We start from the raw sequence: 25,538 nt of genomic DNA, 5'->3' as shown, positions 1-25,538 counted from the left end.
TCAAGAGGACCTGTCTTCGCGTGTATGAAAGATGCGGGTGACCAAAGCCTGATCGGCGACCAGACGATATCGGATCTCATAACCGCCCCTACCGAACCGAAGCACCAGACATCGATAACCCTTGGGCGCCGCTCGCCCGATCTGCGGGAAAGCTGCGATGTCCTCAAAGCCCTGCGCCAGCAGGTCCAAGGCGCGATAGGCCGCCGCTCGATCTGTCTCCGCCAGGAAAAGAAATATTCGCTCCCTATCGACAAGAGACAGTCTCGACAGGCGAACCTTGACGGTCACGCCTTGAACTTGTCGTCGATCATTTCACGTAACCCGCCCAACCACTCCTCGGGGCTGACGAACTCTCCCGTCCGCTCGTATTCGGCAAAGCGACGTTCGTCCTCAGCCCAGTCGGGCTGGGTCCCCAAAGCGATCAAGTCGAGCGCAAAAGCCGTCGGGTCCACGCCCGCCGCCTCAGCCGCCGCCTTCAGCTGGCGGGCCTGATCCTCATCGAGATGGATGTCGAACCCGTCAGCCATGGCGCAACAATATCTCACGCGGACAGCAGCCGCAATGTTCGCACATTGTTCTTGCTTCAATCGCGCAATTCATCCCCATATAGCGATGTCGCGCCGGACCCGACCGGCCCTACCCGCGTTCCCGGACAGCATGACCGAAAAGCACAACTTCATCCGCGTTCGCGGCGCTCGCGAGCATAATCTCAAGGGCGTGGATCTCGACATCCCCCGCGAACAACTGGTGGTGATGACCGGCCTGTCGGGCTCGGGCAAGTCGTCCCTGGCCTTCGACACCATCTACGCCGAGGGCCAGCGCCGCTATGTCGAGAGCCTGTCGGCCTATGCGCGACAGTTCCTGGAACTGATGGGCAAGCCGGACGTGGACCTGATCGAGGGCCTGTCCCCGGCCATCTCCATCGAACAGAAGACGACGTCGAAGAACCCGCGCTCGACCGTCGGCACGGTCACCGAGATCCACGACTATATGCGCCTGCTGTGGGCGCGGGTCGGCGTGCCCTATTCGCCGGCCACCGGCCTGCCGATCGAGAGCCAGACCATCAGCCAGATGGTCGACAAGCTGGTCGCACTGCCCGACGGCGAGCGCATCCTGCTGTTGGCCCCGGTCGTGCGCGGCAGGAAGGGCGAATACAAGAAGGAAATCGCCGAGTGGCAGCGCCAGGGCTTCCAGCGGCTGAAGATCGACGGGCAATTCTATCCGATCGACGAAGCCCCGACGCTGGACAAGAAGTTCAAGCACGACATCGACATCGTCGTGGACCGGATCGTCACCAAGCCTGACCAGGAAGCCCGCTACGCCGACAGTCTTCAGACCGCGCTGGGTCTGGCCGACGGCATCGCCAACGCCGAATGGGCCAGCGTGGCCGAGGGCGAGACCGCGCCGCGCAGCCTGCTGTTCTCGGAACGGTTCGCCTGCCCGGTGTCCGGATTCACCATCTCGGAGATCGAGCCGCGGCTGTTCTCGTTCAACAACCCGTTCGGCGCCTGCCCGGTCTGCGACGGCCTGGGGGTCAAGCTGGCCTTCGACGCCGATCTGGTGATCCCGGATCGCGACAAGAGCCTGCACAAGGGCGCCGTCGCCCCTTGGGCGCGCGGTCCCTCGCCTCTCTACACCCAGACGCTTCAGTCGCTCAGCCGCCACTACGGCTTCTCGATGGACGTCGCCTGGCGCGAGCTGCCGGCCCAGGCGCACAAGGCGATCCTGTATGGAACCGGCGCCGAGAAGATCAAATTCACCTACGACGACAACGCCCGCAAATACGAGGTCTCCAAGCCGTTCGAGGGCGTGCTGCCGAACCTGGAGCGCCGCTGGCGCGAGACCGACAGCGCCTGGGTGCGCGAGGAGCTGGCCCGCTATCAGTCCGAGACCCCGTGCGACGCCTGCCACGGCAAGCGGCTGAAGCCCGAGGCCCTGGCGGTCAAGGTCGGGGGCCAGGACATCGCCGATGTCTCCACCCTGTCGATCAAGAAGGCCTACGACTGGGTTCAGGCCCTGCCCGAGGCGCTCAGCGAAAAGCAGATGGAGATCGGCCGCCGCATCCTGAAGGAGATCGGCGACCGGCTGCGATTCCTGAATAACGTCGGCCTCGACTACCTGTCGCTGTCGCGCTCCTCCGGTACCCTGTCGGGCGGCGAGAGCCAGCGCATCCGTCTGGCGTCGCAGATCGGCTCGGGCCTGACCGGCGTCCTCTATGTGCTGGACGAACCCTCCATCGGCCTGCACCAGCGCGACAACACCCGCCTGCTGGAAAGCCTGAAGGGGCTGCGCGACCTGGGCAACTCGGTGCTCGTCGTTGAGCATGACGAGGAAGCCATCCTGACCGCTGACTATGTCATCGACATGGGCCCGGCCGCCGGCGTCCACGGCGGTCAGGTCTGCGCCGAGGGCACGCCCGCCGAGGTCATGGCCAACCCCAACTCCCTGACCGGCAAATATCTGACCGGCGAGCGCGAGATCGAGATTCCCGCCGACGGCCGCCGCCCGATCGACCGCAAGCGAATGCTGAAGATCAGCGGCGCCAGCGGCAACAACCTCAAGAGCGTGACCGGCGAGATCCCCGTCGGCGCCTTCACCTGCATCACCGGCGTGTCCGGCGGCGGCAAGTCGACCTTCACCATCGAGACCCTTTACAAGGCCGCCGCGCGCCGCCTGAACAATGCGTCCGAAGCCCCCGCCCCCTTCGACCGCATCGAGGGGCTGGAGCATTTCGACAAGGTCATCGATATCGACCAGTCGCCGATCGGCCGCACCCCGCGCTCGAACCCGGCGACCTACACCGGGGCCTTCGGCCCGATCCGCGACTGGTACGCCGGCCTGCCGGAATCCAAGGCGCGCGGCTATGGCCCCGGCCGGTTCAGCTTCAACGTCAAGGGCGGCCGCTGCGAAGCCTGCCAGGGCGACGGCGTCATCAAGATCGAGATGCACTTCCTGCCCGACGTCTATGTCACCTGCGACGTCTGCAAGGGCAAACGCTACAACCGCGAGACCCTGGAGATCGTGTTCAAGGGCAAGTCCATCTCGGACGTGCTGGACATGACGGTCGAGGAGGCCGCGACCTTCTTCAAGGCCGTGCCGCCGATCCGCGACAAGATGCTGACGCTGGAACGGGTAGGCCTGGGCTACGTCAAGGTGGGCCAGCCGGCGACCACCCTGTCCGGGGGCGAGGCCCAGCGGGTCAAACTGTCCAAGGAACTGTCGAAACGCGCGACCGGCCGCACCCTCTATATCCTCGACGAGCCGACCACGGGCCTGCATTTCGAGGACACCCGCAAACTGCTGGAGGTGCTTCAGGAACTGGTCGAGGCCGGCAACACCATCGTGGTGATCGAGCACAATCTGGATGTCATCAAGGTCGCCGACTATCTGCTCGACTTCGGTCCCGAAGGCGGCGACGGCGGCGGCGAGATCGTCGCGGTCGGCACGCCCGAACAGGTGGCGGACAACAGCGCCAGCTGGACCGGAAAATACCTCAAGGAGGTGCTGGACCGGCACGAGACCCGCCGCAAGGCGCGGGTCGCGGCCCTCGGCGGGTCGGTGGGTGAACCGGCGAAGAAGAAGCGGGCGAAGGCGTCAGCCTGACCCCAGAAGGCTGGCGCCTTGGTCGTCAGCCTTCGAGCTGTTTGACGATCGCCGCGAAGGGGCTCCAGATCAGGGTGGTGAGAAGGGCTGCGCCCAGCCCCATCAGGATCATCAACAGCAGCGAGGCTACGCCCGCGCCCGCTCCGCCCATCGCCGCCGACAGGGGCCAGCCAATCAGGGCCAGCAGCAGACCGACCAGCAGGGCCATGGCCAGACTGAGAAACAGGACCCCGAGCAGCGACCAGACTATCGGGCCGCTACGCTTCCAACCCTCGCGGATCGGCAGGCCGGAACGGACCATAACCAGAGGGGCGACGAGGCTGAGCCGCGCGGCAAGCCAGACCGTGACCGCGAAGGTCGCCAGATTGACGACCAGCGCCGCCCCGATGCCGCCCACCGCGGTCGCGCCCCTCGTCAGCAGATCCGCGCCGATGTTCGACGCGATCTGGATGGCGGCCAGTATGACTAGGACGCCCAGCATCCACGCCTCTGTCTTGCCGATCCGAATATAGCCGAAACGACGGGCCTCGGGCCGAAGCACGGCGCGATAGACCGCCGGCATGATTAGGGCCTGCACCAGGATAAGCGGCGGCAAGAACCCCGCCATGGCCAGGACGAAAGCCTGCAGGGCCTCGGGCGACAGGGCGTTGACGTCGCCGTTCGCCGCCTGCAACTCGGCCATGTGGGGACCCATGATCGGGGCCGCGATCAAGGCGCTGACGATGAGACCGATCAGCCAGACGACGGCCCACAGCAGCAACGCCGTCGGATTCTGGCGCGTGACGCGAAAGCCCTCGAACGCCGCATCGGTGGCGGAAAAACTCATGACTGACTCCAGACCAGATTCGCCGCGACCCTAGACCATCACGAGGGCGGCGTCCTGCGGCGTGCTGTCGACCAGTGGGCGAACGATGACGGCGGAACCGTCAGCCGCGCGGCGTGGCCTCCGGCTTCCAGTATTCCAGCCGGCGATAGGCTGCGCCAAGGAAACTCAAGCCCAGGGGCGCCTGGACGCCGGCAAAGACCGCCGCACGGATCATCCCGCCGACCAGTCCGCCCAGAAGGCCCGTGACGGTCAGCACGACGAGGGCGAGGCCCGGAAGGCCCACGACCGCGAGCCCGCCCAGCAACGGCCAGAAACTGCCCTGGGCGATGCCCATGCTGTTCAGGGAGACCATGTGACCCCGGCCCAGGGTCGCCGGGGCGAACAGCGACAACCGCACGACCATCACCAGGACGCCGTAAGACGCCGATGCGCTCACGACGGCCAAAATCACGAGTTTCCAGACCGGTCCGACCGACGGCCAGTTCCGCTGGTTGATCGCCTCGGCGTCCAGACCCGCCATCCCGAACACAGCCAGAAGCAGCAGGGCGACGACGGACAGGATCATGGCCATGAAGACGGCGCAAAGCAGGGCGGCGCCCAGAAGTCGCAGCTCGGGCAGGCCGAACTGGAGCCCCGCCGGCCCCAGTCCCAGGCGACGAGCCGCCTCGAGATCCTCTGTCACGGCGACACGGGTCACGGCGCCGGTCAGGACAAGGCCCGCGATCAGGCTGACCGCCGCCGCGACAAGCCCGTTCCCGGGCGGCGCCAGATCGGCCGCACCCCAGACCACGGCGCACGCCAGTATCGCGCCCCAGGCGCCCGTCCAGAAACGCGGCAGGCTGCCGAAGGCCGCCGACAGGGCCTGACCCAGCCGCAGATGACGATGACTGCTCACGCTCACGCCCCCATATCCCTGCGCCGACATAGCAGGGGATCATGACATCACGCCAGACGGCGGCTAGAAGGCCGCGATGACTGCTTCCCCCTCTCCTTCCCCCGTTCACGTCATCGGCGGCGGCCTCGCCGGCTCGGAGGCCGCCTGGCAAATCGCCCAGGCCGGCGTGCCCGTCATCCTGCACGAGATGCGCGGCGTCCCCGGCGTCAAGACCGACGCCCACCAGACCGACGGCCTGGCCGAACTGGTCTGCTCCAACTCCTTCCGGTCGGACGATTGGGAATACAACGCCGTCGGCCTGCTGCACGCCGAGATGCGGGCGTTGGACTCGATCATCATGGCCTGCGGCGACGTCAACCAGGTGCCGGCAGGCGGCGCCCTGGCCGTGGACCGTGACGCCTTCTCCGCCGCCGTGACGGCGAAGCTGGCGGCCCACCCGCTGATCACCATCGTCCGCGAGGAGATCGGCGGCCTGCCGCCTGAGGATTGGGACAATGTGATTGTCGCCACCGGCCCTCTGACCTCGCCCGCCCTGGCCGAGGCCATCCTGAAGGCCACGGGCGAGGAAAGCCTCAGCTTCTTCGACGCCATCGCCCCCATCGTCCACGCCGACAGCATCGATTTCGACATCGCCTGGCGTCAGTCGCGCTATGACAAGGAAGGCCCGGGCGGAGACGCCGCCGCCTACGTCAACTGCCCGATGGACAAGCCCCAGTACGAGGCCTTCATCGACGCCCTGCTGAACGGACCCAAGGCCGAGTTCAAGGACTGGGAGCACGTCCCCTATTTCGACGGCTGCCTGCCCATCGAGGTCATGGCCGAGCGCGGTCGCGAGACCCTGCGCCACGGGCCGATGAAGCCGGTCGGACTGACCAATCCGCGCGACCCGCTGGTCAAGGCCTACGCCATCGTCCAACTGCGTCAGGACAACGCCCTGGGCACCCTGTTCAACATGGTCGGTTTCCAGACCAAGCTGAAGCACGGAATCCAGGCCGAGACCTTCCGCATGATCCCTGGCCTCCAGAACGCCCAGTTCGCCCGCTTGGGCGGCCTGCACCGCAACACCTATCTGAACAGCCCCCAGCTGCTGGACAAGCAGCTGCGGCTCAAGGCCATGCCCCGCCTGCGCTTCGCCGGCCAGGTCACGGGTGTCGAAGGCTATGTCGAGAGCGCGGCCATGGGCCTGCTGACCGGCCGCCTCGCCGCAGCGCAAGCCCTGGGCCGCGACCTGTCGGCGCCCCCGCCCGAGACCGCCATGGGCGCCCTGGTCGAACACATCACCGGCGGGCATCTGGAAGGCTCGAAATTCCAGCCGATGAACATCAACTACGGCCTGCTGCCCCCGCTGGAGGCGCCCAAGGTCGATGACGACGGCAAGCGCATCCACCCGAAGGAACGCGGCCGGGCCAAGAAGCGGCTGCAGAGCATCCGGGCGATGGAGAGCCTGAAGGCGTGGCGGGACGCTGAATCCCAGGACAATCTGTCCACATGACCGCTTGAGGGAAGAGCCTATGGGTTCGTCCATGCTCCAGGCTTCGTCCCTCATCCGCCCTGTGCCGTCCTTGATGCGGCACCCTGCCCTGCCACAGGCCAATTGGGGGGACGCCTTCGCGACGGAAACGACGGCGACCAATGCGCGGGCCGCGCTGGAACATATGCTTCGGCAGACCGGCGGTTGGCCGACGGCGTTGCTGGCGCTGCGCAACCGACTGGCGGCCTTGGCCGGCCTCAAGCCAGCGACATTTACGCTGGGCGGCGAAACGGGGTTTCCCGTCGTTTCCGAAACCTCCGACGAAATCGTTTTGGGCTTCAACGACAGCCATCTCGACTTTCGAATTCTGGTCACCCTGTTGCCGACGGCCCCGCGTCAGATGCGGGTCGCGACATTGGTGGATCGTCATGGTTGGGCCGGAAGGGCCTATATCGGTCTAATAGGTCCTGCTCACAAAAGGATCGTCCGCCGCTTGATGGCCCGGCAGACGGAAATCTAGATTCGGCCCCGCAATATCGCCCAAAGAAGCCGCAGGCGTTTGAGCGGCTCGGGTTCATCCTGCCAGACACATGTCGCCGGGGCGACGGCCGGGAAAGCCTCTGCCGGCAAGCCCTTCAACGCGGCGTTGGCCTTGGGGCGCGCGACCCTTGCCTCGTCGGCCCGTCCGACCTGCCCCAGCCCCCGCACACGGCCCGCCTCGACCACCTTCTCGGCGTAGCCCGGGCCGGCCAGTACCTGGACCGCCGCCTGCATCGGGCCGACGTAGAAGGCGTCCAGGTCGTGGGGCTCGCCGTGGACGCGGCCGATATGGGCCTCGATCAGGGCGTCGAAGGGGGCGCGGTCAAGGGCGTGGCGGGCGACGAGGTCGGTCAGGGCCTCCAGCACCGGATGGCCTTTGCGGGGGATCCCGGCGAAGACCCCGTCCATCTGCTCGGCCCACCAGGTGTAGCGCATCTCGGCCAGCAGGGGCTGGGTCACCCGCGTGGGGATCGACATCAGCTCGGCCTCGAAGGCGTAGAGCGCGATCAGGTCGGCGCGGGCGCGTTCGTCGGCGACCAGGCGGCTGGACAGCCAGCGATCCAGGTCGGCGGCGCGAACCTGGGCGTCCAGGGTTCCGGCCACCGCCGCCGGATCAGCTTCAGGCGGCACGCGAAACGGCGAAATCGGCCAGGTCTTCCAGGGCCGCGCGCCAGTCGGAGGCCGGCAGGACCGACAGGGCGGCCTTGGCCTGATCGGCATAATCGCCGGCCAGATCCAGGGTCGCGCCGATGGCGCCCGAGCCGACGACCAGCTCGCGGGCGCGGGCGAAATCATCCGGCGTGCGCTCGCCCTTGGTCACGGTCCGCTCCCAGAAGGCGTCCTCGCGCCCCTTGGTGCGGGCCACCGCCAGCAGCAGCGGCAGGGTGGCCTTGCCTTCGTTGAAGTCGTCGCCGGCGTTCTTGCCCAGGGCCTCGGCGGTCGCGCCGTAATCCAGGGCGTCATCGGCCAGTTGGAAGGCGATGCCCAGGGCCATGCCGTAGTCGCGCAGGGCGGCGGTCGCGGCCACATCGGCGCCGGCGCCCACGGCCCCCGCCTCGGCGGCGGCGGCGAACAGTTCGGCGGTCTTGGCCGAGATGATCTGCAGATAGGTGGCCTGATCCAGGTTCAGGTCGTGGGCGCGCGTCAGTTGCAGCACCTCCCCTTCCGAGATCACGCGCGAGGCCTGGGCCAGAATGCCCAGGGCCCGCATCGAATCGGTCTCGACCATCAGTTCAAAGGCGCGGGCGAACAGGAAGTCGCCGACCAGGACGCTGGTGGGCGCGCCCCAGATCAGGTGGGCCGCGACCTTGCCGCGCCGCAGCTCGGACGCATCGACGATGTCGTCGTGCAGCAGGGTGGCGGTGTGAATGAACTCGACCGCCGCGGCCAGCTTCTTGGGCGACAGAATGTCGCCGTCAGCGCCCGAGGCGCGGGCGGCGGCGACCGTCAGCAGCGGCCGCAACCGTTTGCCCCCGGCGGAGACCAGGTGTTCGGCCAGCTTTGGGATGATCGGCACGTCGGATTGCATCCGGTCGATGATCAGCGCATCCACCTCGGCCATGTCGGATCCGGCCAGCCGGACGAGGGCGTTCACATCCCCCTTCGGACGGGGAGAGGCGGCAGGGACAGCGTCCAAGGGATATTCTTTCACACGTCGCGCGACGTCCGCCGCGCAGCTAATTCCGACCGCGTCCGCTTGCCGGATCGCGATGGCGCGCACAATGGTGATCGACCCTCTGAGGGTCAAGGAGATTGAGGTTTGGACACCGTTCCCGCCGCGCCGGATGTCGTGGAGAACGCCCTGCTGAACGGCCGCGTCCGGCTGCGGCAACCCGCGCGCGGCTATCGCGCCGGCATGGACGCGGCGCTGCTGGCCGCCGCTGTCGCGCCCAGGTCGGGCGAGCGGCTGTTCGAGGCGGGCTGCGGCGCCGGCGCCGTGCTGATGCAGATCGCGGCGCGTCATGCGGAGGCGAGCCTGACGGGGCTGGAGCGCGATTCGCTCGCCGCCGATCTGGCGCGCGAGAATGCGGCGCTGAACGGTTTCGGGGACCGCACCAACGTCCTGACCGGCGACGTGGCGGCGGGGTTTCGCGCCCTGGACCTGGCGCCCTTCGACTGGGCCGTGTCCAATCCGCCCTTCTTCGATGACCCCGGCGCCCTGCGCGCGCCGGCCCCGGGCAAACAGGGCGCCTGGATGGCCGACGACGGCCTGGCCGCCTGGATCGGCCTGTTGCTGAAATCGGTGCGTGAGGGGGGCCGGATCGTGATTATCCACCGGGCCGACCGTCTGGCGGACCTGCTGGCCCTGCTGGGGGAAAAGGCCGGGTCCTTCGCCATCCGCCCGGTGCAACCCTTCGCCGACGAACCCGCCAAACGGGTGCTGGTCCAGGCGATCAAGACCGGCAAGGCGCCCCTGCGCCTGCTGCCGCCATTGGTGCTGCACGACCGTTCGGGGACGAAACACACGCCCGAGGCCGAGGCGATCCTGAGGGGCGAGGCCGCGCTGGATTGGTGAGCGGCTGGCGCCCTGTCGCAAAAACAGGGTGACAAACCGCCAAACCGCCAAACCGCCAAGGCGACAGACCTATGCATTGAGATGGCGCCGCCGTGGGTCATGGGGCGCATTTTACGGGCGCGGCGAACCCCGGTGGGAACGACGGCGCGAGAAACAGGCAAGCGGTTGAAAACCCTGGGACGGAACCAGCGTCATTGTGCGCGATGGCGGCCTAAGATCTTCCCCCGCTTGCGGGGGAAGTGTCAGTTCGTCGAGCGTAGCGAGACGGCTGACGATGGGGGAAGTCCCGCTGCCGAGCGACACTCCCCTCTCCGACCCTGGTCCGCTGCGCGGACGCCGGGCCACCTCTCCCGCAAGCGGGAGAGGGTCTGGAAACGCGCCTTAGATCAAGCCCGCCAGCGGCGACGAGGGGTCGGCGTACATCCGCTTGGCCATCCGGCCCGCCAGATAGGCGTCGCGCCCCGCGATCACCGCATGCTTCATCGCCCGCGCCATCCGGATCGGATCCTTGGCCCCGGCGATGGCGGTGTTCATCAGCACGGCGTCACAGCCCAGCTCCATCGCCCGGGTCGCGTCCGAGGCCGTGCCAACGCCGGCGTCCACCAGAACCGGCACCTTGGCCTGTTCGACGATCAACCGCACATTGACCTCGTTCTGGATGCCCAGGCCCGAGCCGATCGGCGCGGCGGCCGGCATGATGGCGGCGGCCCCGGCGTCTTCCAGCCGCTTGGCCATGACCACGTCATCGGTGCAATAGACCATGACGTCGAACCCGTCTTTGATCAGCAGGTCCAGCGCCCGCAGCGTCTCGATCATGTCGGGATACAGGTGGGCGGTGTTGGACAGGACCTCCAGCTTGACCAGGCTCCAGCCCCCCGCCTCGCGCGCCAGCCGCAGGGTGCGCACCGCGTCCTCGCCGGTGAAACAGCCGGCGGTGTTGGGCAGGAAGGTGAACCGGTCGGGCTTCACATAATCGACCAGCATCGGCTGGTTCGGATCGGTCAGATTCACCCGGCGCACGGCCACGGTCACGATCTCGGCCCCCGCCGCCTCGGCGGCGGCGGCGTTCTGGGCGTAGTCGGCGTATTTGCCGGTGCCCACGATCAGGCGCGAGTTGAAGGTGCGGCCGGCGACGGACCAGGTTTCGGGGGCTGTATCGGTCATGGGTGGTGACCTAGTCCTGTCGCGCCCGATGCGAAAGGGCGGATCGATCACGCCGCGTTGCGAGACGGCCCCCGATGGACTAAACTAAGTGGACTAAGTTCACCCGGAGCGACACATGGAAACGGTCAACGTCCACGAGGCCAAGACCCACCTGTCGCGCCTGCTGGACCGGGCCGCCAAGGGTGAAACCATCACCATCGCCAAGGCAGGCAAGCCCGTGGCCAAACTGGTCCCGCTGGACGAGGCGCCGAAAAAGGTCGTGCAACGCATCGGCTTCATGGAGGGCGAAGGCGTCATCCCGGAGGACATCAAGACGCCGTTCAAGGACGAAATCGAAGAGATGTTCTACGGCAAGCCGTGAACATCCTGCTGGACACCCATCTGCTGGTCTGGACGGCGACACGGCCCGAGCGTCTGTCGGCCAGGGCGCGCGGCTATCTGGAAGATCCGCATAACCTCCTGTTCTTCAGCGCGGTGAGCATCTGGGAGATTGGGATAAAGCGCCGGCTGGAACGGCTCGACTTCCAGCTGGATCCGGAGCGGCTGCGAAATCAGTTTCTGGCCAACGGCTACAACGAGATCGATTTCACCAGCCTGCACGGCCTCGCCGTCCAGGCCCTGCCGCTGCTGCACCGCGACCCGTTCGACCGCGCCCTGATCGCACAGGCGCGCTGCGAAAACCTGATACTGATGACCGCCGACCGCGACATCACCCTTTATGAGGAGGCCATACTGGCCGTCTGATCACCCGCCGCCGACGAACTGGACCAGTTCGATCCGGTCCCCCTCGGCCAGGGCGGTGACGGCGTGCAGCGACCGGGGCACGATCTCCAGATTACGCTCGACCGCCACCTTGCGGGGGTCCAGCGCCAGTTCTTCGACCAGTTCGGTCACGGTCGTCGCATGGACCTCGCGTTGATCACCGTTGACTTGAATGTGCATGACGTTAGGTCAATCCGTTTCCACGCTGCGCTTTGACCCGCGCCGCGCCTAAGCTACAAGGCCGGCCCTGAACCGTCAGAGGTCGCCCGATTCCGGAGCCTCGATTCGAGAAGCGATGTCCGACACGTCCGTCATCTATGTGCTTAACGGCCCCAATCTCAACCTCCTCGGGGTTCGGGAGCCGGAGATCTATGGCCGCGACACCCTGGCGGACATCGAACAGCGCTGCGTGACGGCGGCGGGCGAGGCGCAGATCGTGTTCCGCCAGACCAACCATGAAGGCGTGCTGGTCGACTGGATCCAGGAGGCGCGTGAGAGCGCGCAGGCCCTGATCATCAACCCGGCGGCCTATGGCCACACCTCGGTCGCCCTGCACGACGCGCTGAAGACCCTGACCATTCCGGTGATCGAGCTTCATCTGTCCAATCCGGCGGCGCGCGAGGCGTTTCGCCATCACTCCTATGTGTCGTCCGCGGCGACCGGCGTCATCGCCGGCTTCGGCGCAGCCGGCTATGAACTGGCCGTCCAGGCGGCTCTTACCAAGGTTCGGGAACGCGCCTGAGGGCCGACCCGTTCGCATTCCAAGACGAAAGACAAAGGCGCACCGCAATGGCCGATGACAAGAAACACGCCGAGATCGACGCCGCCCTGGTTCGCCAGCTGGCCGAGATCCTGAACGAAACCGACCTGACCGAGGTCGAGGTCGAGCGCGGCGAGCTGCGCATCCGCGTGGCGCGTGAGATCACCATGCACGCCGCGCCGGTCCAGTACGCCGCCGCCTCCGCGCCGGCCGCCGCGCCCGTGGCTGCCGCCGCTCCGGTCTCCATGCCGTCGGACCCGGCCACCATCGTCGCCCGCGCCGGCGAAGAGGTGAAGTCGCCGATGGTCGGCACCGCCTATCTGCAGGCCTCTCCGGAAGCCCCGGCCTTCGTCCAGCCGGGCGACAAGGTCAAGAAGGGCCAGACCCTGCTGATCGTCGAAGCCATGAAGACAATGAACCCGATCCAGGCCCCGCGCGACGGCGTCGTGGTCGAGATCCTGGTCGGCGACGCCCAGCCGGTCGAGTTCGGCGAGCCCCTCGTCCTGCTGGAAGCCTAAGGCGCCCTGATGTTCACCAAAGTCCTGATCGCCAACCGCGGCGAGATCGCGCTGCGCATCCACCGCGCGTGCAAGGAGATGGGCATCTCCACCGTCGCCGTGCACTCGGAAGCCGACCGCGGCGCCATGTGGGTGCGGCTGGCGGACGAGAGCGTCTGCATCGGCCCCGCCTCGGCGGCCAAGTCGTATCTGAACATCCCCTCGATCATCGCGGCGGCCGAGATCACCGGCGCCCAGGCGATCCACCCCGGCTATGGCTTCCTGTCGGAAAACGCCCGTTTCGCCGAGATCGTCGAAGCCCACGGCATGACCTTCATCGGTCCCAAGCCCGAACATATCCGGGTCATGGGCGACAAGATCAGCGCCAAACAGACGGTCATGGACGCCGGCATCCCGGTGGTCCCCGGCTCCAAGGGCGAGGTCGAGACCGTCGAAGCCGCCATCGAGGCTTCCAAGACCATCGGCTTCCCCCTGATCGTCAAGGCGGCGGCGGGCGGCGGCGGACGCGGCATGAAGGTCGCCCTGACGGCTGATGATCTGGTCGAGGCCGTCCAGACCGCCCAGTCCGAGGCCAAGGCCGCCTTCGGCAATGGCGCCGTCTATATGGAGCGCTATCTCCAGAAGCCGCGCCACATCGAGATCCAGGTCATCGCCGACAGCCACGGCAATGTCGTGCACCTGGGCGAACGTGACTGCTCGCTGCAGCGCCGCCACCAGAAGGTGCTGGAAGAGGCCCCCTCGCCCGCACTTTCCGCCGAAGGCAGGAAGCAGATCGGCGAGACGGTCAACAAGGCCATCGCCGCCATCGGCTATCTGGGCGTCGGCACCATCGAATTCCTGTGGGAGGACGGCGAGTTCTTCTTCATCGAGATGAACACCCGCCTGCAAGTCGAGCATCCGGTTACGGAAATGATCACCGGCGTCGACCTGGTCCGCGAACAGGTCCGCATCGCCGCCGGCCTGCCCCTGTCCTTCACCCAGGAGGACATCGAGTTCAAAGGCCACGCCATCGAGGTGCGGATCAACGCCGAGAACCCCGAGACCTTCACCCCCTCGCCGGGCAAGATCACCGACTTCCACGCCCCCGGCGGCCTGGGCGTGCGTCTGGATAGCGCCATCTACGCCGGCTATTCGATCCCGCCCTATTACGACAGCCTGATCGGCAAGCTGATCGTCCACGGCCGCGACCGCGAAGAGGCCATTGCGCGGCTGAAGCGCTCGCTGAACGAGATCGTCATCGGCGGCGTCGACACCACCATTCCCCTGTTCCAGAAGCTGTTGCAGGAGCCCGACATCCTGTCCGGCGACTATGACATCCACTGGCTGGAGAAGTGGGCCGCCCGTCAGAAGGGCGACGCCTGACCGAGCCCGACTACAGCGCCAGCGGGCCATTCGGCGGCTTTGGCCCCGAGGACCTGCTGGCCTGTTACGCCCGGGGCGTTTTCCCGATGGCCGAGTCGCGGGACGACCCGCGCGTCTTCATCATCGAACCCGAGCAGCGGGGGGTGATCCCGCTGGACGCCTTCCACATCCCCACCCGGCTGCGTCGCACCGTGCGCAGCGAACCGTTCGTGGTGCGGGTCGACACCGCCTTCGAGGCCGTGCTGGAGGGCTGCGCGGCGGCCCAGGGGCCCGAGCGCGAGGAAACCTGGATCAACGCCCCGATCCGCCGTCTGTACGCCGACCTGTTCGCCCGGGGCTTCGTCCATTCGGTCGAATGCTGGAAGGACGAGCGGCTGGTCGGCGGCCTGTATGGCGTCTCACTGGGGGGCGCCTTCTTCGGCGAGAGCATGTTCAGCCGCGAACGCGACGCCTCCAAGGTGGCCCTGGTCCATCTGGTCGCGCGGCTGCGCAAGGGCGGCTGGACCCTGCTGGACGCCCAGTTCCTGACCGAACATCTCAGCCAGTTCGGCACCGTCGAGACGCCGCAGGCGGCCTATCTGCGACGGCTGAAGCCCGCCTTGAAGGTGGCGGCGGACGAGACGGCCCTGACGGCGCCGATGACGGGCGCAGAGGCGGTGGAACAGGCCCTGGCCCGGGGTTGATCGACTGTCCGGACAAGATCCCCGGCCTGTCCCGACAACATCCCTGTGGCGAAGCCGGGGATCCGGCGGCCTGATCCGCCCATGACCCAGCCCCTGACCCAGCCCCTGACCGCCCCCGCCGACGCCATGCCGGCTCCGTCACCGATGCGCGAGCTGCGCGAAATCGGCGTCACCGTCCTGCTCGCCCTGATCCTGGCCACGATCGTCAGAATCGCCTTGTTCCAGCCCTTCACCATCCCCTCGTCCTCGATGGAGCCCGGACTGGTGACGGGCGACTATATCGTCGTGTCCAAATACGCCTATGGCTGGAGCCGGGCGTCCCTGCCCTTCAATCCGCCGGTGATGGACGGGCGCCTGTTCGGCCGCTCCCCCAAGCGGGGCGAGGTCGTGGTCTTCCGCCGCCCGCACGACCCGGACCAGGTCTGGATCAAACGCGTCGTCGGCCTGCCCGGCGATCGCGTACAGGTCCGGAACGGGGTCGTCTTCGTCAACGGGACAGCGATCCATCAGACTCCATTGGGCCTGACCGCCGACCATGACGCGCCGCTCCGGCGGGTGCGCGAGGTTCGCGAGACCCTGACGAGCGGCAAAACCTATGTGACCTATGACGGCGGACCCGATCAGCCCGGCGACGACACCCCGGTCTATCGCGTGCCCGCCGGCCAGTATTTCATGATGGGGGACAATCGCGACAACTCGCTGGACAGCCGCTGGCCGACCGATCAGGGCGTCGGCCTCCTGCCGGCGGAGAATATCGTCGGCAGGGCGGAGTTCGTGGCCGCCTCATGGAAGCCAGGCGCAGGCCTCGGCAAACCCTGGACCTGGCTGAACCTTCACTGGGACCGGTTCCTGCTCCGCATCCGCTAGACAACGGCTGCTCGCCACGGGGGCGCCGTCCTAGCGCGCGCGGAACTCGTCGAGGCGGATTGCGCCGTCATGGTCGCGATCCAGCCGCGCGAAGGCCGCCCGGTCCCGGGCCAGATCCGACGCGACGGACTGGGCCAGGGACGGCGCGGCGGCGCCCAGGGCCAGCCCGGCGACGGCGGCCGCGACCAACGGGCGCCAACCCGTCCGGATCGAGGCGCGCGCGCCGGCCGGCCGGCTCAGTTCGTCTTCGATGAAGCGGCGGATGACGTCGCTGGCCGTGCGACCGTCGGCCCGGCAGCGGGCCATGAAGGCGATCTTGGTCGCATGAGGCAGCCGAATCTCGACCGTCTCGCTTTTCTTGGGCGGTCGCTTGCCGACCCGTGGCTCAGAATTCACGCCTGCCTCCCCGGATTGCCACCCGCCCTAGTTCTTACAGCCGACCACCCAGGCGTCGTAATTGGTGTTCTGCAGCCCGCTGACGGCGGGAGACGACGCGAACATCCAGCCCCGGAAGATCTGGCGCGGTTCCGCCGCCGGGTTGTTTCCCCGAGCCTGCAAGGAAACGTCGACATAGGCGATGGCGTCTTCGGTCAGTTCGTCCGGCGTCGAGATCTCGCAGGCGCGGACGCTGAAGATCAGATTCTTGTTGAACCGCACCGGCCGGCCGCCAACCTCGACCTCGAACTTCATGGTCTCGGCGGTGGTCTTGTCGATGGCCTGGATGATGGCGAACTTGCGCCGCTGGCGAGGAGCTGGCGTCGCGGGTTGTTCGATGGCCTTTTCCACCACCGCAGTCTCGGTCGCCTCTTCCTCCGCCGCCTTCTCGGCCACCGCCTCGTCCTCGGCGATGATCACGGCCGGGGGCGGGGTTGTGGCCACAGGCGCGCGGGGGGCGGGGGTCCCCGCTGGAGGCGCCTCGACCGGCGCCTGGCCCGCCGGCGAGGCGGGCGTATCGCGAATGATGCCGCCGATGACGTCCTGCGACCCGCCCTGGACGGGCCGCGCATCCCGCGGCGCATCCTGAAGCACGCTGGCGGTCACCGCCCCGGCGCTGAGCGCCGCAACGACGGCCGCCCCGCCCAGCAGGAGGCGATTCGGTCTCACTCGGGCGTCCAGGCCTGATAATCGCCCGTGGCGGCCGGGCGTTTGGCGTCAGCGGCCAGGGAGCCCGGCGGGCGCCACGCCATCGGCGTGCCGGTGAAGTTGGGCAGATGGTCCTTCTCCCACGCCCGGCGCGGCAGCGGCGCCTCGGTCGGCGGCAGGTCGAAGGTGTAGCGCAGCCAGCCGTGCCAGTCGGCCGACACCTTGGAGGCCTCGGCATAGCCCTCGTACACGACCCAGCGCCGCTTGCGGCCGTCGTAGCTCGAGTTGTCCTTGGCCTCGTAATATTTGTTGCCGATCTCGTCGGTTCCGACGTAACGGCCACGCTTGGCGATCGTGAAGAGGGTGCCGATCGTGGCCCCGTTCCACCAAGCGAAAATCTTGTTCAGCACGTCGTCAAACCTACGCGAAAGACGCCGCGGACAAATCCTGCGGCCGGACGTGATCATAGAAAGCCGCGCCGATTTCGTCCAGCACCGAGCCGCGCTTGCCTGCCAGACAGAGAACGTCAGGCCGTCATCGTCCGCGCGCCTTAGGTCGTGTACCCATTAAGTGATGCGCAGCGGCCTGCCGAACAGCAGACGTCCCGAACCGCCGCAACGGGTGGTTAGCGGACCTTAGCGGAGAGGGAGCGTAGGCACGGGCGGGTCAAGAACGACCGAACCGCAGAATGCATACAAATCAGCCCCATATGCCGGGATCATCAGGACGAGTGCCGCCTGCCCGCTACGCACCCTCTCCAACTTCGTCTCGATAATCGCGGCGTGTTTCTCGTGATATTCAGACGCTGCTTCGGGATGGGGGCCGGGAAAAAGGATTTCCATCACTTCGGCGAGTTCGATGGTTTGCAAATCTTTGCTGGTGGGCTGTTTTCCGCTGACCATCCATAGGTCGAGTATGATGTTTCCCTCACGAAACCCGTCAAGGCTCAAGGCTTCTACGCCGCCAAGCGTCATCACGAACTCGTCGCCTCCAGCCTGCTTGAGACCAAGAACGGCGGCGTGCTCTGTCACCGAGACGGCTACAAGGTAACCATCATGAAAGGGGAATGCCTTCGAGTTCATTCTACCGACCAAACACCAAAATGCTTGCCCTGTAAGCTCCTCATAGCGACGCTCGCTCGAACGTACGCAACGAGTCGTGAACTCACATTGACTTGCTACTTGCAAGCGGCCCCGTGGGATCGGCGATTTTATGAGCACACGCCCCGGCCCCTGTCCGGCCTGTAACGCCTGACAGCGCCCGGAAGAGCGCGAGGCATTGCTGACGCACGACCACCAATCACGATTCGGGAATGATCCTGGCGAACCGGGCGGCGTCGCCGCGCGGATGCGGAGAGACCGGCGCCTCTTCCGCGCGGAGACGTCCCACAACCGCCGTCGCGTCCTTGCAGAAGATTTCGTAGAGCATGGCCATCACGGCCGCGGCGCGGTCGTCGGCGATGGAATAGTAGATCGAACGCGATTCCCGACGGGTCTTGACCAGGCCGGACTGCCTCAGCTCCGCCAGCTGCTGGGACAGGCCAGGCTGGCGGATGCCGAGATCCTGTTCCAGCTGGCCGACGGACCGTTCTTCCTGAGAGATATGACACAGGATCAGCAAACGGTTGGCGTTGGCGAGCTGACGAAGAAGATCGGCCGCCTGGGGCGCCTTCGCCTTCAACTGCTCCATCACCTCCGGATCGACGGAGGTCACGTGCGACGTTCCCGATAGTACCAGAGCTCGCCGTCGGCCAGGGCGTCATCCAGATCGACAGCGGCCGGCTCCAGCAGGGGCGCGCCCTCGGTCCAGCCTTCGGGCGCCGATGCGCCTTCGCGATCGGTGGCCTGGAGGGCTTTCAGCAGACGCAGCAGTTCCTCAACCGAACGACCGACCGTCATCGGATACCAGCTGATGGCGCGGATGACGCCCTGGGGATCGATCACGAAGGTCGCCCGGACGGTGGCGCTGTCGGGCGAGGCGGGGTCCAACATGCCGAAGGCCTGGCCGATGACCATCGAGGGGTCCTCGATGATCGGAAACTCGACCTTCACGCCCAGACGGTCATGGATGTCCTTCAGCCAGGCCAGGTGCGCATAGAGGCTGTCGACCGATAGCGCCATGAGTTCGCACCCAAGGGCCGTGAACTCGGCCTGTCGCCGGGCCAGGCCGATGAACTCGCTGGTGCAGACCGGGGTGAAGTCCGCCGGATGGGAAAACAGCACGAGCCAGCGCCCGCGATAGTCGCTCAGACGCTTTTGACCCCGGGTCGTGCGCGCCGAGAAATCCGGGGCGCGATCATTGATGCGCAATGGGCGGATGATCGGAGCCTCTGTCATCGAATTCGTATCCATAGCTGCCGATATACATAGTTTCGCCAATTAATAAATGATCTGGCGGCCATCGCCGCGCGCGGACGGATTTCTAGTCCCTGAGCCTGTAGCCGACGCCGGGTTCGGTCTCGATCAGCCGGGGCTGGGCCGGGTCGGCCTCCAGCTTCTGCCGGAGCTGGCCGATGAGGACCCTCAGATACTGGGTGTCGTCCTTGTGGGCGGCCCCCCAGACCGCAGTCAGCAAGGCGCCATGGCCGATCACCTTCCCGGCGTCGCGGGCAAGGTGGGCGAGGACCTGGTATTCCTTGGGCGTCAGCCGGACGCCGGCGCCGGCGCGGGTGACTTCCCGACGCTCGAGGTCGATGACCACATCGCCGATCGTCAGCGGACCGGCGGGTTCGCGGCGACCGGCCGTCTGACGCAGGTGGGCCCGCACCCGGGCCAGGAGTTCACCGACGCCGAAGGGCTTTTCGACATAGTCGTCGGCGCCGAGGTCGAGCGCCTCGATCTTCTCGGCCTCGCGATCTCTGGCGGACAGGATGATGATCGGCCCGGCGTAGAACTCGCGGGCGCGAACAAGCACGTCCTTGCCGTCCATGTCGGGCAGGCCGAGGTCGAGCACCACCGCATCAGGGCTCCACAGGGCGATGCCGCGCAACCCCTCCTGGCCGCTGTCGGCGCGCCTGGGCTCATAGCCTGCGGCGTCCAGAGCCGGCGAGAGGAAGCGGTGGATCTGTGGTTCGTCGTCGATGACGAGGATGCGAGGTCTGACGGGCGACATGGATTCTACAACAGGTTGGGGATTCTACAGCAGGTTGGGATGGGTCGCGACCGCCTTGGGCAGGCTGATCAATATGCGTGTGCCATGGTCGCCCACGATCGGACTTGCGGCGGCGATCCGGCCGTTCATGGCCTCGACGAAGCCCTTGGCGATGGCCAGGCCCAGGCCTGCCCCCTTCGAGCGGTCGGGCGACGCCTCCATGCGGCGGAACTTGTCGAACACCAGTTCCAGCGCGGCGGTGGGGATCCCCTTGCCCTCGTCCTCGATACTGATGACCACCGAGCGATGATCTTCATAGGCGGCGAGTTCGATGGTCGAGCCGTCAGGGCTGTAGGCGATGGCGTTCTCCAGAATATTGACCAGGGCCTGTTCGAGAAGGCCCTGGTCCATCCTGACCATGCTGAGCTCGACCGGGAAGTCCCGCGTGACGCGGCGGGCGCCGAGCCGGCGTGAAACCCGGTCCGCCGCCGCGTTCAGGACGTCGCGCACATCGGTCCAGTCCGTCTTGATGTTGAGCGCGCCGCCTTCGAGCCGGGTCATGTCCAGCAGATCGCCGACATAGCGGCTGAGACGTTCCGCCTCCTCGCGGATACTGAGCAACAGGTCCTGGCGGACGTCCGGCTTCAACGTCGGCCCATAGTCGATCAGGGTCGTGACGGCGCCAAGCACGGTCGAAAGCGGGGTGCGCAGATCGTGGCTGACCGAGTTCATCAGGGCGCCGCGAAAACGGTCGGTGCGACGCAGGGTCTCGGTCTCGACCGCGTCGCCGGCCAGTTGCGCCCGCTCCAGCGCCACGGCCCCCTGCTCCAGCAGCGCCAGGGCGAGCCGCTCCTCATCCGACCCGGGCGCCAGGGAATCCGCCTCGATCCCCGCGACGCCGGACCGGGCGCGGACGCCCTGCAGGGGCCTGAACGTCCAGCTGGTCTGGGGCAGGGTTCCGGTGCCGTGCCCGGCGGGTTCGCCCCGCTCCCACGCCCACCGCGCGGCGGCCATGGCGGCGGCGCCCAGTTTTTCGAGTTCCGGAGCGCCCGCCACCGGCACGATGTCTCCGTCCTGAGGCAATAGGACGATCGCCTTGGCGCCGGCGGCGGCGGCGGTCTGCTCGGCGAGCGCCCGGGCGGTTTCGAGACGATCATCGGCGGCGGCCAGCGCCTGGCTGGCCGCGAGAAGCGCCGACACCGCCGAGGCCCGGCGCTGCGCGTTCCTCGCCTGATCCCGCACCCGGCCCGCGAGCCCGCCGGTCACCGACGCGACCGCCCAGAAAACGATCAGGGTCAGGACATCGGTGGGTGAACCGATGACGAAGGTGTAGCGCGGCGCCAGGAACAGGAAATTATAGGTCAGGAAGGCCACCGTCGCGGCCGCCAGCGCCGGCCTGAGCCCGTAAAGAACACCCGCCGCAAGCACCGCCGACAGATAGACGACCCCCAGATCGACCCGCTCGAAGGCGCGATCGAGCCCCAGGGCAAGGCCGGTCGCCGCCACTATGAAGGCCGCCCCGACCGCATAGCCCCGCCAATGGCCGGGGAGGGCGGGCTCGGAGGCCTTCGGCGTCTTTTCGGGACGCACGCCGGCCTGTTCCGTCACCACATGCAGAGCCGCGCCCCTTGCGGCGCGCAGCAGCGCCCCCGCGAGGGAGCGGCCCAGCAGTTCGCCGATGCGGCTGTCGCGGCCCTTGCCGATGACGATCTGGGTGACGTTGTTGCGATGGGCGTAGTCCATCACCGCCTTGACGACATCATCGCCGGTCAGGACGATCGACCGCCCCCCAAGCTGCTCGGCCAGCCTGAAAGCCTGGTTCAGCCGGGCGGCGCTGTCGGGGCCCGAGACCGGCCGGCTGGGTCGTTCGACATGGGCCACGGTCCAGGGCGCGTCCATCATCATGTCCGACAATCGGCGGCCGGCGCGGACCAGGGAGGCGGCGATCGCGTCGCCCCCGACCAGGACCAGGATGCGCTCGCCCGCCGCCCAGGGCCCCTCAACGCCCCGCTCCCGCAGGGTCGCAAGCAGCTGATCGTCCACCGTCTGCGCCGCCCGCCGCAGCGACAGCTCGCGCAGGGCGGTCAGATTCTCGACCTTGAAGAAATTCTCGGAGGCCAGACGCGCGGTCTCGGGCACATAGACCTTGCCCTCGGACAGGCGCTTGCGCAGTTCGTCGGGGGTGATGTCCACGACTTCGATGTCGTCGGCCCCGCTCAGGGCGCTGTCGGGCACGGCCTCGCGCTGGCGCACGCCGGTGATGCGCAGCACCACGTCGGACAGGCTTTCCAGATGCTGGACGTTCAGCGTGGTCCAGACGTCGATGCCCGCCGACAGGATCTCCTCGACATCCTGCCAGCGTTTGGTGTGGCGCGAACCGGGCGCGTTGGAATGGGCGTATTCATCGACCAGCAACAGGTCGGGCCGTCGCGCCAGCGCCGCGTCGATGTCGAACTCCATCAGGACCCGACCCTTGTAGTCGATGGGTCGACGCGGCAGCACCTCCATGCCGCGCAGCAGGCTCTCGGTCTCGCGCCGCCCGTGGGTCTCGACCACTCCGACCAGGACATCGCCGCCCTCGGCCTTTCGGCGTCGGGCGGCGCGCAGCATTTCATAGGTCTTGCCGACCCCCGGCGACATGCCGAGGAACACCTTCAGCCGTCCGCGTCTGGGACGCCTTGCAGCGACCTTCGACGGATCTAAAGGGCGCGGAGCCTCCGGCAAGTCAGGTCGCGGCGGGGAAGCGGGCGTCGAGCGCCCGGTTGGTCAGCAGCACATTGACGCGCGGCTGACCAATGAAGCCGAGCAGGGCGCCCTCGGTGTGTTGGTCGATCACCTGCTGCACCACGCCTACGTCCACTCCCCTCGCCTGCGCCACCCGCGCCGCCTGGAGCCGAGCGTAGGCCGGAGAGATGTCGGGGTCGAGGCCCGAGGCGGAGGTGGTCACGGCGTCCGCGGGTACGACCGTGGCGCCCGTATCGGCCCGGATGGCGGCGGCGTCCGTCCTTATCCGTTCGGCCAGGTCGGGATTGAGCGGTCCCAGATTCGAACCGGAAGAGGCCGAGGCGTCATAGCCGTCGCCGGCGGCCGAGGGACGCGGATGCAGATAACGCGCCTCGGAGAAGGGCTGACCGATCAGGGCCGAGCCGAGGATCCGGCCGTCTGCACGGCGGATAAGACTGCCGTTCGCCTGCGCGGGGAAGGCCAGCTGGGCGACGCCGGTGACCGCGAACGGATAGGCCACGCCGAGCAGGAGGGTGAAGAGGGCGATCATTACGACCGCCGGACGGAGTTGGCTGAGCATGGAGTTCACTTTGCGAAGGGGTCAGGCCAGGCCGAGGCCGGAAACGACGATGTCGATGAGCTTGATGCCGACGAACGGGGCGACGAGGCCGCCCAGCCCGTAGATCAGCAGGTTGCGGGACAGCAGCGCCCCGGCCCCGATGGCCCGGTACTTGACCCCGCGCAGGGCCAGGGGGATCAGGGCGACGATCACCAGGGCGTTGAAGATCACCGCCGACAGGATGGCGCTCTCGGGGCTGTGCAACCCCATGATGTTGAGCGCGCCGAGCGCCGGCAGGGCGACCACGAACATGGCCGGGATGATGGCGAAATACTTGGCCACGTCGTTGGCGATCGAGAAGGTGGTCAGGGCGCCGCGGGTGATCAGCAACTGTTTGCCGACCTCGACGATCTCGATGACCTTGGTCGGGTCGCTGTCGAGATCGACCATGTTGCCGGCCTCGCGCGCGGCCTGGGCGCCGGTCTGCATGGCCACGCCGACGTCGGCCTGCGCCAGGGCGGGCGCGTCATTGGCGCCGTCGCCGCACATGGCGACCAATCGGCCCTTCGCCTGCTCCGCCTTGATGAGGCGCATCTTGTCCTCGGGCGTGGCCTCCGCGAGATAGTCGTCGACGCCCGCTTCCGAGGCGATGGCGGCGGCGGTGACGGGGTTGTCGCCGGTGATCATCACCGTGCGCAGACCCATGCGGCGCAGGTCGGCGAAGCGCGCCTTCATGCCCGGTTTGATCACGTCCTTCAGGTGGATGACGCCCACGAGAGCGCCGTTCTCGACCACCGCCAGCGGCGTGCCGCCCGACCGGGCGATACGGTCAACCGTCTGGCGAAACTCGGCCGGCACATCGGCGTCGACCAGTTTCAGAGACTTGAGCACCGCATTGATCGCGCCCTTCCTCCAGGACTTGCCGTCCACGTCCACGCCTGACTGGCGGGTCATCGCCGAGAAGGCGATGGCCTTGGCGCCGGCGGGCAGGTCGACGGCCAGGCCCGCCGTGCGGCCCAGTTCAATGATCGAACGGCCCTCGGGCGTCTCGTCGGCCAGAGACGCCATGACGGCGGCGCGCAGGGCCGCCTCGGGCCGTACGCCGGGAACGGGGATCACTTCCGTGGCCATCCGGTTGCCGAAGGTGATGGTGCCGGTCTTGTCGAGCAGCAGGGTGTCGACGTCGCCCGCAGCCTCGACCGCCCGGCCGGAGCTGGCGAGCACATTGACCTTCAGCAACCGGTCCATCCCGGCGATGCCGACGGCCGAAAGAAGGCCGCCGATCGTGGTGGGGATGAGGGTGATGAACAGGGCGCCGAGCACGATCGGGTCCAGATCCACGCCCGAATATGCGCCCAGTCCCAGCAGCGTCGCCACCGCGATCAGGAACACCAGGGTCAGGCCCGCCAGCAGGACGGACAGGGCCAGTTCGTTGGGCGTCTTGCGCCGGTTCGCGCCCTCGACCATGGCGATCATGCGGTCGAGGAAGGTCGAGCCCGCCTCGGCGGTGATCCGTACCTTGATCCAGTCGGACAGCACCGTGGTGCCGCCCGTGACGGCGGAACGGTCGCCGCCGGCCTCGCGGATCACCGGCGCGGATTCACCGGTGATGGCGGCCTCGTTGACCGAGGCGACGCCCTCGACGATCTCGCCGTCCGAAGGAATGACGTCGCCGGCCTCGACCAGGACGATCGAACCGATTTCAAGTTCGTTCGCGGCGGTCGGCACGGTCAGACCGGTCGTGGGGTCGACGATCAGCTTGGCTTTCGTCGTCACCCGCGTCGCGCGCAGGGAGTCCGCCGCCGCCTTGCCGCGCCCTTCGGCGACGCTTTCGGCGATATTGGCGAACAGCACGGTCGCCCACAGCCAGACGGCCAGCTGAAGCGCGAAGCCTGCGGCCTCGCCGGCCGCCAGGGCCGCCACGGCCGAGATCGTGGCCAGCAGGGCGACGATCCAGGTGGTGAAGATCACCGGGTTTCGCAGCAGGCGGCGCGGGTGCAGTTTGACGACGGCGTCGGTGAAGGCCCGGCCAAGCAGGGGGCCGGACAGGCCGCCGGCCAGGGGCGCGACCGGGGCCGCGTCCGGGCGTTCGGGATTTACAAAGGTCATGTCAGGG

The 25,538-nt window shown here is 67.5% G+C and carries 29 protein-coding genes; 11 read left to right on the top strand and 18 right to left on the bottom strand.

Annotation, left to right across the window (positions count from 1 at the left end; translation table 11 throughout):
• Together ACVPT3_RS05210 and ACVPT3_RS05205 are read right to left on the bottom strand one after the other, a co-directional pair.
• Positions 1-288, bottom strand: a complete 288-nt coding sequence (locus ACVPT3_RS05210) for a type II toxin-antitoxin system RelE/ParE family toxin (RefSeq protein WP_492043134.1) — start codon at positions 286-288, stop codon at positions 1-3.
• Entirely contained in the window at positions 285-527 is a 243-nt protein-coding gene (locus tag ACVPT3_RS05205; protein ID WP_492043133.1) for a hypothetical protein, read from the bottom strand. Before ACVPT3_RS05205 ends, ACVPT3_RS05210 begins: the two co-directional genes overlap by 4 nt.
• A 130-nt stretch (positions 528-657) precedes the next feature.
• On the opposite strand from ACVPT3_RS05205, the gene uvrA reads away from it, so the two are divergent.
• Positions 658-3,603: an excinuclease ABC subunit UvrA gene (uvrA, locus tag ACVPT3_RS05200; RefSeq protein ID WP_492043132.1), complete on the top strand. Its 2,946-nt coding sequence runs from the start codon at positions 658-660 to the stop codon at positions 3,601-3,603.
• Between the two features lie 25 nt (positions 3,604-3,628).
• On the opposite strand, the gene ACVPT3_RS05195 is transcribed toward uvrA, so the two are convergent.
• Together ACVPT3_RS05195 and ACVPT3_RS05190 are read right to left on the bottom strand one after the other, a co-directional pair.
• A complete protein-coding gene (locus tag ACVPT3_RS05195; RefSeq protein WP_492043131.1) occupies positions 3,629-4,429 on the bottom strand; it encodes a hypothetical protein in 801 nt (266 codons plus the stop codon).
• Positions 4,430-4,529: 100 nt separating this feature from the next.
• Complete coding sequence (locus ACVPT3_RS05190) at positions 4,530-5,324, bottom strand: hypothetical protein (RefSeq protein ID WP_492043130.1); 795 nt, start codon at positions 5,322-5,324, stop codon at positions 4,530-4,532.
• Between the two features lie 76 nt (positions 5,325-5,400).
• Between ACVPT3_RS05190 and trmFO the strand changes: the two genes are divergently transcribed.
• Together trmFO and ACVPT3_RS05180 are read left to right on the top strand one after the other, a co-directional pair.
• Positions 5,401-6,816 carry a methylenetetrahydrofolate--tRNA-(uracil(54)-C(5))-methyltransferase (FADH(2)-oxidizing) TrmFO gene (gene trmFO / locus ACVPT3_RS05185; RefSeq protein WP_492043129.1) on the top strand — a complete coding sequence of 472 codons (1,416 nt, stop codon included), beginning with the start codon at positions 5,401-5,403 and terminating at the stop codon, positions 6,814-6,816.
• A 19-nt stretch (positions 6,817-6,835) separates the two neighbouring features.
• Positions 6,836-7,315: a DUF2867 domain-containing protein gene (locus ACVPT3_RS05180; protein ID WP_492043128.1), complete on the top strand. Its 480-nt coding sequence runs from the start codon at positions 6,836-6,838 to the stop codon at positions 7,313-7,315.
• On the opposite strand, the gene ACVPT3_RS05175 is transcribed toward ACVPT3_RS05180, so the two are convergent.
• Positions 7,312-7,965 carry a squalene/phytoene synthase family protein gene (locus tag ACVPT3_RS05175; protein WP_492043127.1) on the bottom strand — a complete coding sequence of 218 codons (654 nt, stop codon included), beginning with the start codon at positions 7,963-7,965 and terminating at the stop codon, positions 7,312-7,314. The genes ACVPT3_RS05180 and ACVPT3_RS05175 overlap by 4 nt on opposite strands.
• Complete coding sequence (locus tag ACVPT3_RS05170; protein WP_492043126.1) at positions 7,955-8,929, bottom strand: polyprenyl synthetase family protein; 975 nt, start codon at positions 8,927-8,929, stop codon at positions 7,955-7,957. The genes ACVPT3_RS05175 and ACVPT3_RS05170 overlap by 11 nt, the downstream gene beginning before the upstream one ends.
• A gap of 165 nt (positions 8,930-9,094) precedes the next feature.
• Here ACVPT3_RS05170 and ACVPT3_RS05165 point away from each other — a divergent pair, with 165 nt between their 5' ends.
• The gene (locus ACVPT3_RS05165) at positions 9,095-9,850 is read left to right on the top strand and encodes a tRNA1(Val) (adenine(37)-N6)-methyltransferase (protein ID WP_492043125.1); all 756 of its coding nucleotides are present in this window, start codon (positions 9,095-9,097) and stop codon (positions 9,848-9,850) included.
• Between the two features lie 381 nt (positions 9,851-10,231).
• Here ACVPT3_RS05165 and ACVPT3_RS05160 read toward each other — a convergent pair whose 3' ends face one another.
• A complete protein-coding gene (locus ACVPT3_RS05160) occupies positions 10,232-11,014 on the bottom strand; it encodes a HisA/HisF-related TIM barrel protein (RefSeq protein ID WP_492043124.1) in 783 nt (260 codons plus the stop codon).
• Between the two features lie 115 nt (positions 11,015-11,129).
• Between ACVPT3_RS05160 and ACVPT3_RS05155 the strand changes: the two genes are divergently transcribed.
• Both ACVPT3_RS05155 and ACVPT3_RS05150 read left to right on the top strand, forming a co-directional pair.
• Positions 11,130-11,375 carry a type II toxin-antitoxin system Phd/YefM family antitoxin gene (locus ACVPT3_RS05155; RefSeq protein ID WP_492043123.1) on the top strand — a complete coding sequence of 82 codons (246 nt, stop codon included), beginning with the start codon at positions 11,130-11,132 and terminating at the stop codon, positions 11,373-11,375.
• Positions 11,372-11,758 (top strand): type II toxin-antitoxin system VapC family toxin, encoded by a 387-nt coding sequence (locus ACVPT3_RS05150; protein ID WP_492043122.1) that lies wholly within the window; start codon positions 11,372-11,374, stop codon positions 11,756-11,758. Before ACVPT3_RS05155 ends, ACVPT3_RS05150 begins: the two co-directional genes overlap by 4 nt.
• On the opposite strand, the gene thiS is transcribed toward ACVPT3_RS05150, so the two are convergent.
• Positions 11,759-11,956 (bottom strand): sulfur carrier protein ThiS, encoded by a 198-nt coding sequence (gene thiS, locus ACVPT3_RS05145; RefSeq protein ID WP_492043121.1) that lies wholly within the window; start codon positions 11,954-11,956, stop codon positions 11,759-11,761. It lies immediately after the preceding gene.
• Between the two features lie 115 nt (positions 11,957-12,071).
• On the opposite strand from thiS, the gene aroQ reads away from it, so the two are divergent.
• The 5 genes from aroQ to lepB all read left to right on the top strand — a co-directional run bounded on the left by aroQ (position 12,072) and on the right by lepB (position 15,966).
• A complete protein-coding gene (aroQ, locus tag ACVPT3_RS05140) occupies positions 12,072-12,518 on the top strand; it encodes a type II 3-dehydroquinate dehydratase (RefSeq protein ID WP_492043120.1) in 447 nt (148 codons plus the stop codon).
• Between the two features lie 47 nt (positions 12,519-12,565).
• The gene (gene accB, locus ACVPT3_RS05135) at positions 12,566-13,054 is read left to right on the top strand and encodes an acetyl-CoA carboxylase biotin carboxyl carrier protein (RefSeq protein WP_492043119.1); all 489 of its coding nucleotides are present in this window, start codon (positions 12,566-12,568) and stop codon (positions 13,052-13,054) included.
• Between the two features lie 9 nt (positions 13,055-13,063).
• Entirely contained in the window at positions 13,064-14,416 is a 1,353-nt protein-coding gene (gene accC, locus ACVPT3_RS05130) for an acetyl-CoA carboxylase biotin carboxylase subunit (RefSeq protein WP_492043118.1), read from the top strand.
• Positions 14,413-15,099, top strand: a complete 687-nt coding sequence (gene aat, locus ACVPT3_RS05125; RefSeq protein ID WP_492043790.1) for a leucyl/phenylalanyl-tRNA--protein transferase — start codon at positions 14,413-14,415, stop codon at positions 15,097-15,099. Before accC ends, aat begins: the two co-directional genes overlap by 4 nt.
• An 81-nt stretch (positions 15,100-15,180) precedes the next feature.
• The gene (gene lepB, locus ACVPT3_RS05120) at positions 15,181-15,966 is read left to right on the top strand and encodes a signal peptidase I (RefSeq protein ID WP_492043117.1); all 786 of its coding nucleotides are present in this window, start codon (positions 15,181-15,183) and stop codon (positions 15,964-15,966) included.
• Between the two features lie 30 nt (positions 15,967-15,996).
• On the opposite strand, the gene ACVPT3_RS05115 is transcribed toward lepB, so the two are convergent.
• From ACVPT3_RS05115 to kdpB, 10 genes are all read right to left on the bottom strand, one after another.
• Positions 15,997-16,362, bottom strand: coding sequence for an EF-hand domain-containing protein (locus ACVPT3_RS05115; protein WP_492043116.1), 366 nt, complete (start codon positions 16,360-16,362; stop codon positions 15,997-15,999).
• A gap of 27 nt (positions 16,363-16,389) precedes the next feature.
• Complete coding sequence (locus ACVPT3_RS05110; RefSeq protein WP_492043115.1) at positions 16,390-17,070, bottom strand: DUF2155 domain-containing protein; 681 nt, start codon at positions 17,068-17,070, stop codon at positions 16,390-16,392.
• The gene (locus ACVPT3_RS05105; protein WP_492043114.1) at positions 17,067-17,459 is read right to left on the bottom strand and encodes an NADH:ubiquinone oxidoreductase subunit NDUFA12; all 393 of its coding nucleotides are present in this window, start codon (positions 17,457-17,459) and stop codon (positions 17,067-17,069) included. The genes ACVPT3_RS05110 and ACVPT3_RS05105 overlap by 4 nt, the downstream gene beginning before the upstream one ends.
• Positions 17,460-17,684: 225 nt before the next feature.
• Complete coding sequence (locus ACVPT3_RS05100; RefSeq protein WP_492043113.1) at positions 17,685-18,131, bottom strand: hypothetical protein; 447 nt, start codon at positions 18,129-18,131, stop codon at positions 17,685-17,687.
• Between the two features lie 217 nt (positions 18,132-18,348).
• Positions 18,349-18,762, bottom strand: a complete 414-nt coding sequence (locus ACVPT3_RS05095) for a metalloregulator ArsR/SmtB family transcription factor (RefSeq protein WP_492043112.1) — start codon at positions 18,760-18,762, stop codon at positions 18,349-18,351.
• Positions 18,759-19,385: a peroxiredoxin gene (locus ACVPT3_RS05090; RefSeq protein WP_492043111.1), complete on the bottom strand. Its 627-nt coding sequence runs from the start codon at positions 19,383-19,385 to the stop codon at positions 18,759-18,761. Before ACVPT3_RS05090 ends, ACVPT3_RS05095 begins: the two co-directional genes overlap by 4 nt.
• A gap of 85 nt (positions 19,386-19,470) precedes the next feature.
• Positions 19,471-20,160 (bottom strand): winged helix-turn-helix domain-containing protein, encoded by a 690-nt coding sequence (locus tag ACVPT3_RS05085; RefSeq protein WP_492043110.1) that lies wholly within the window; start codon positions 20,158-20,160, stop codon positions 19,471-19,473.
• A gap of 24 nt (positions 20,161-20,184) precedes the next feature.
• Entirely contained in the window at positions 20,185-22,779 is a 2,595-nt protein-coding gene (locus tag ACVPT3_RS05080; protein ID WP_492043109.1) for a DUF4118 domain-containing protein, read from the bottom strand.
• Positions 22,780-22,864: 85 nt separating this feature from the next.
• On the bottom strand, positions 22,865-23,443 hold the full coding sequence (gene kdpC / locus ACVPT3_RS05075; RefSeq protein WP_492043108.1) for a potassium-transporting ATPase subunit KdpC: 579 nt from the start codon (positions 23,441-23,443) through the stop codon (positions 22,865-22,867).
• Positions 23,444-23,464: 21 nt separating this feature from the next.
• Complete coding sequence (gene kdpB / locus ACVPT3_RS05070; protein WP_492043107.1) at positions 23,465-25,531, bottom strand: potassium-transporting ATPase subunit KdpB; 2,067 nt, start codon at positions 25,529-25,531, stop codon at positions 23,465-23,467.
• Positions 25,532-25,538: the final 7 nt, after the last annotated feature.

The sequence above is a fragment of the Brevundimonas sp. FV1ps31S genome (assembly GCF_058681265.1).
Note: the sequence above shows the minus strand (reverse complement) of the source record. Positions and strands in the feature narration are given on the sequence as shown.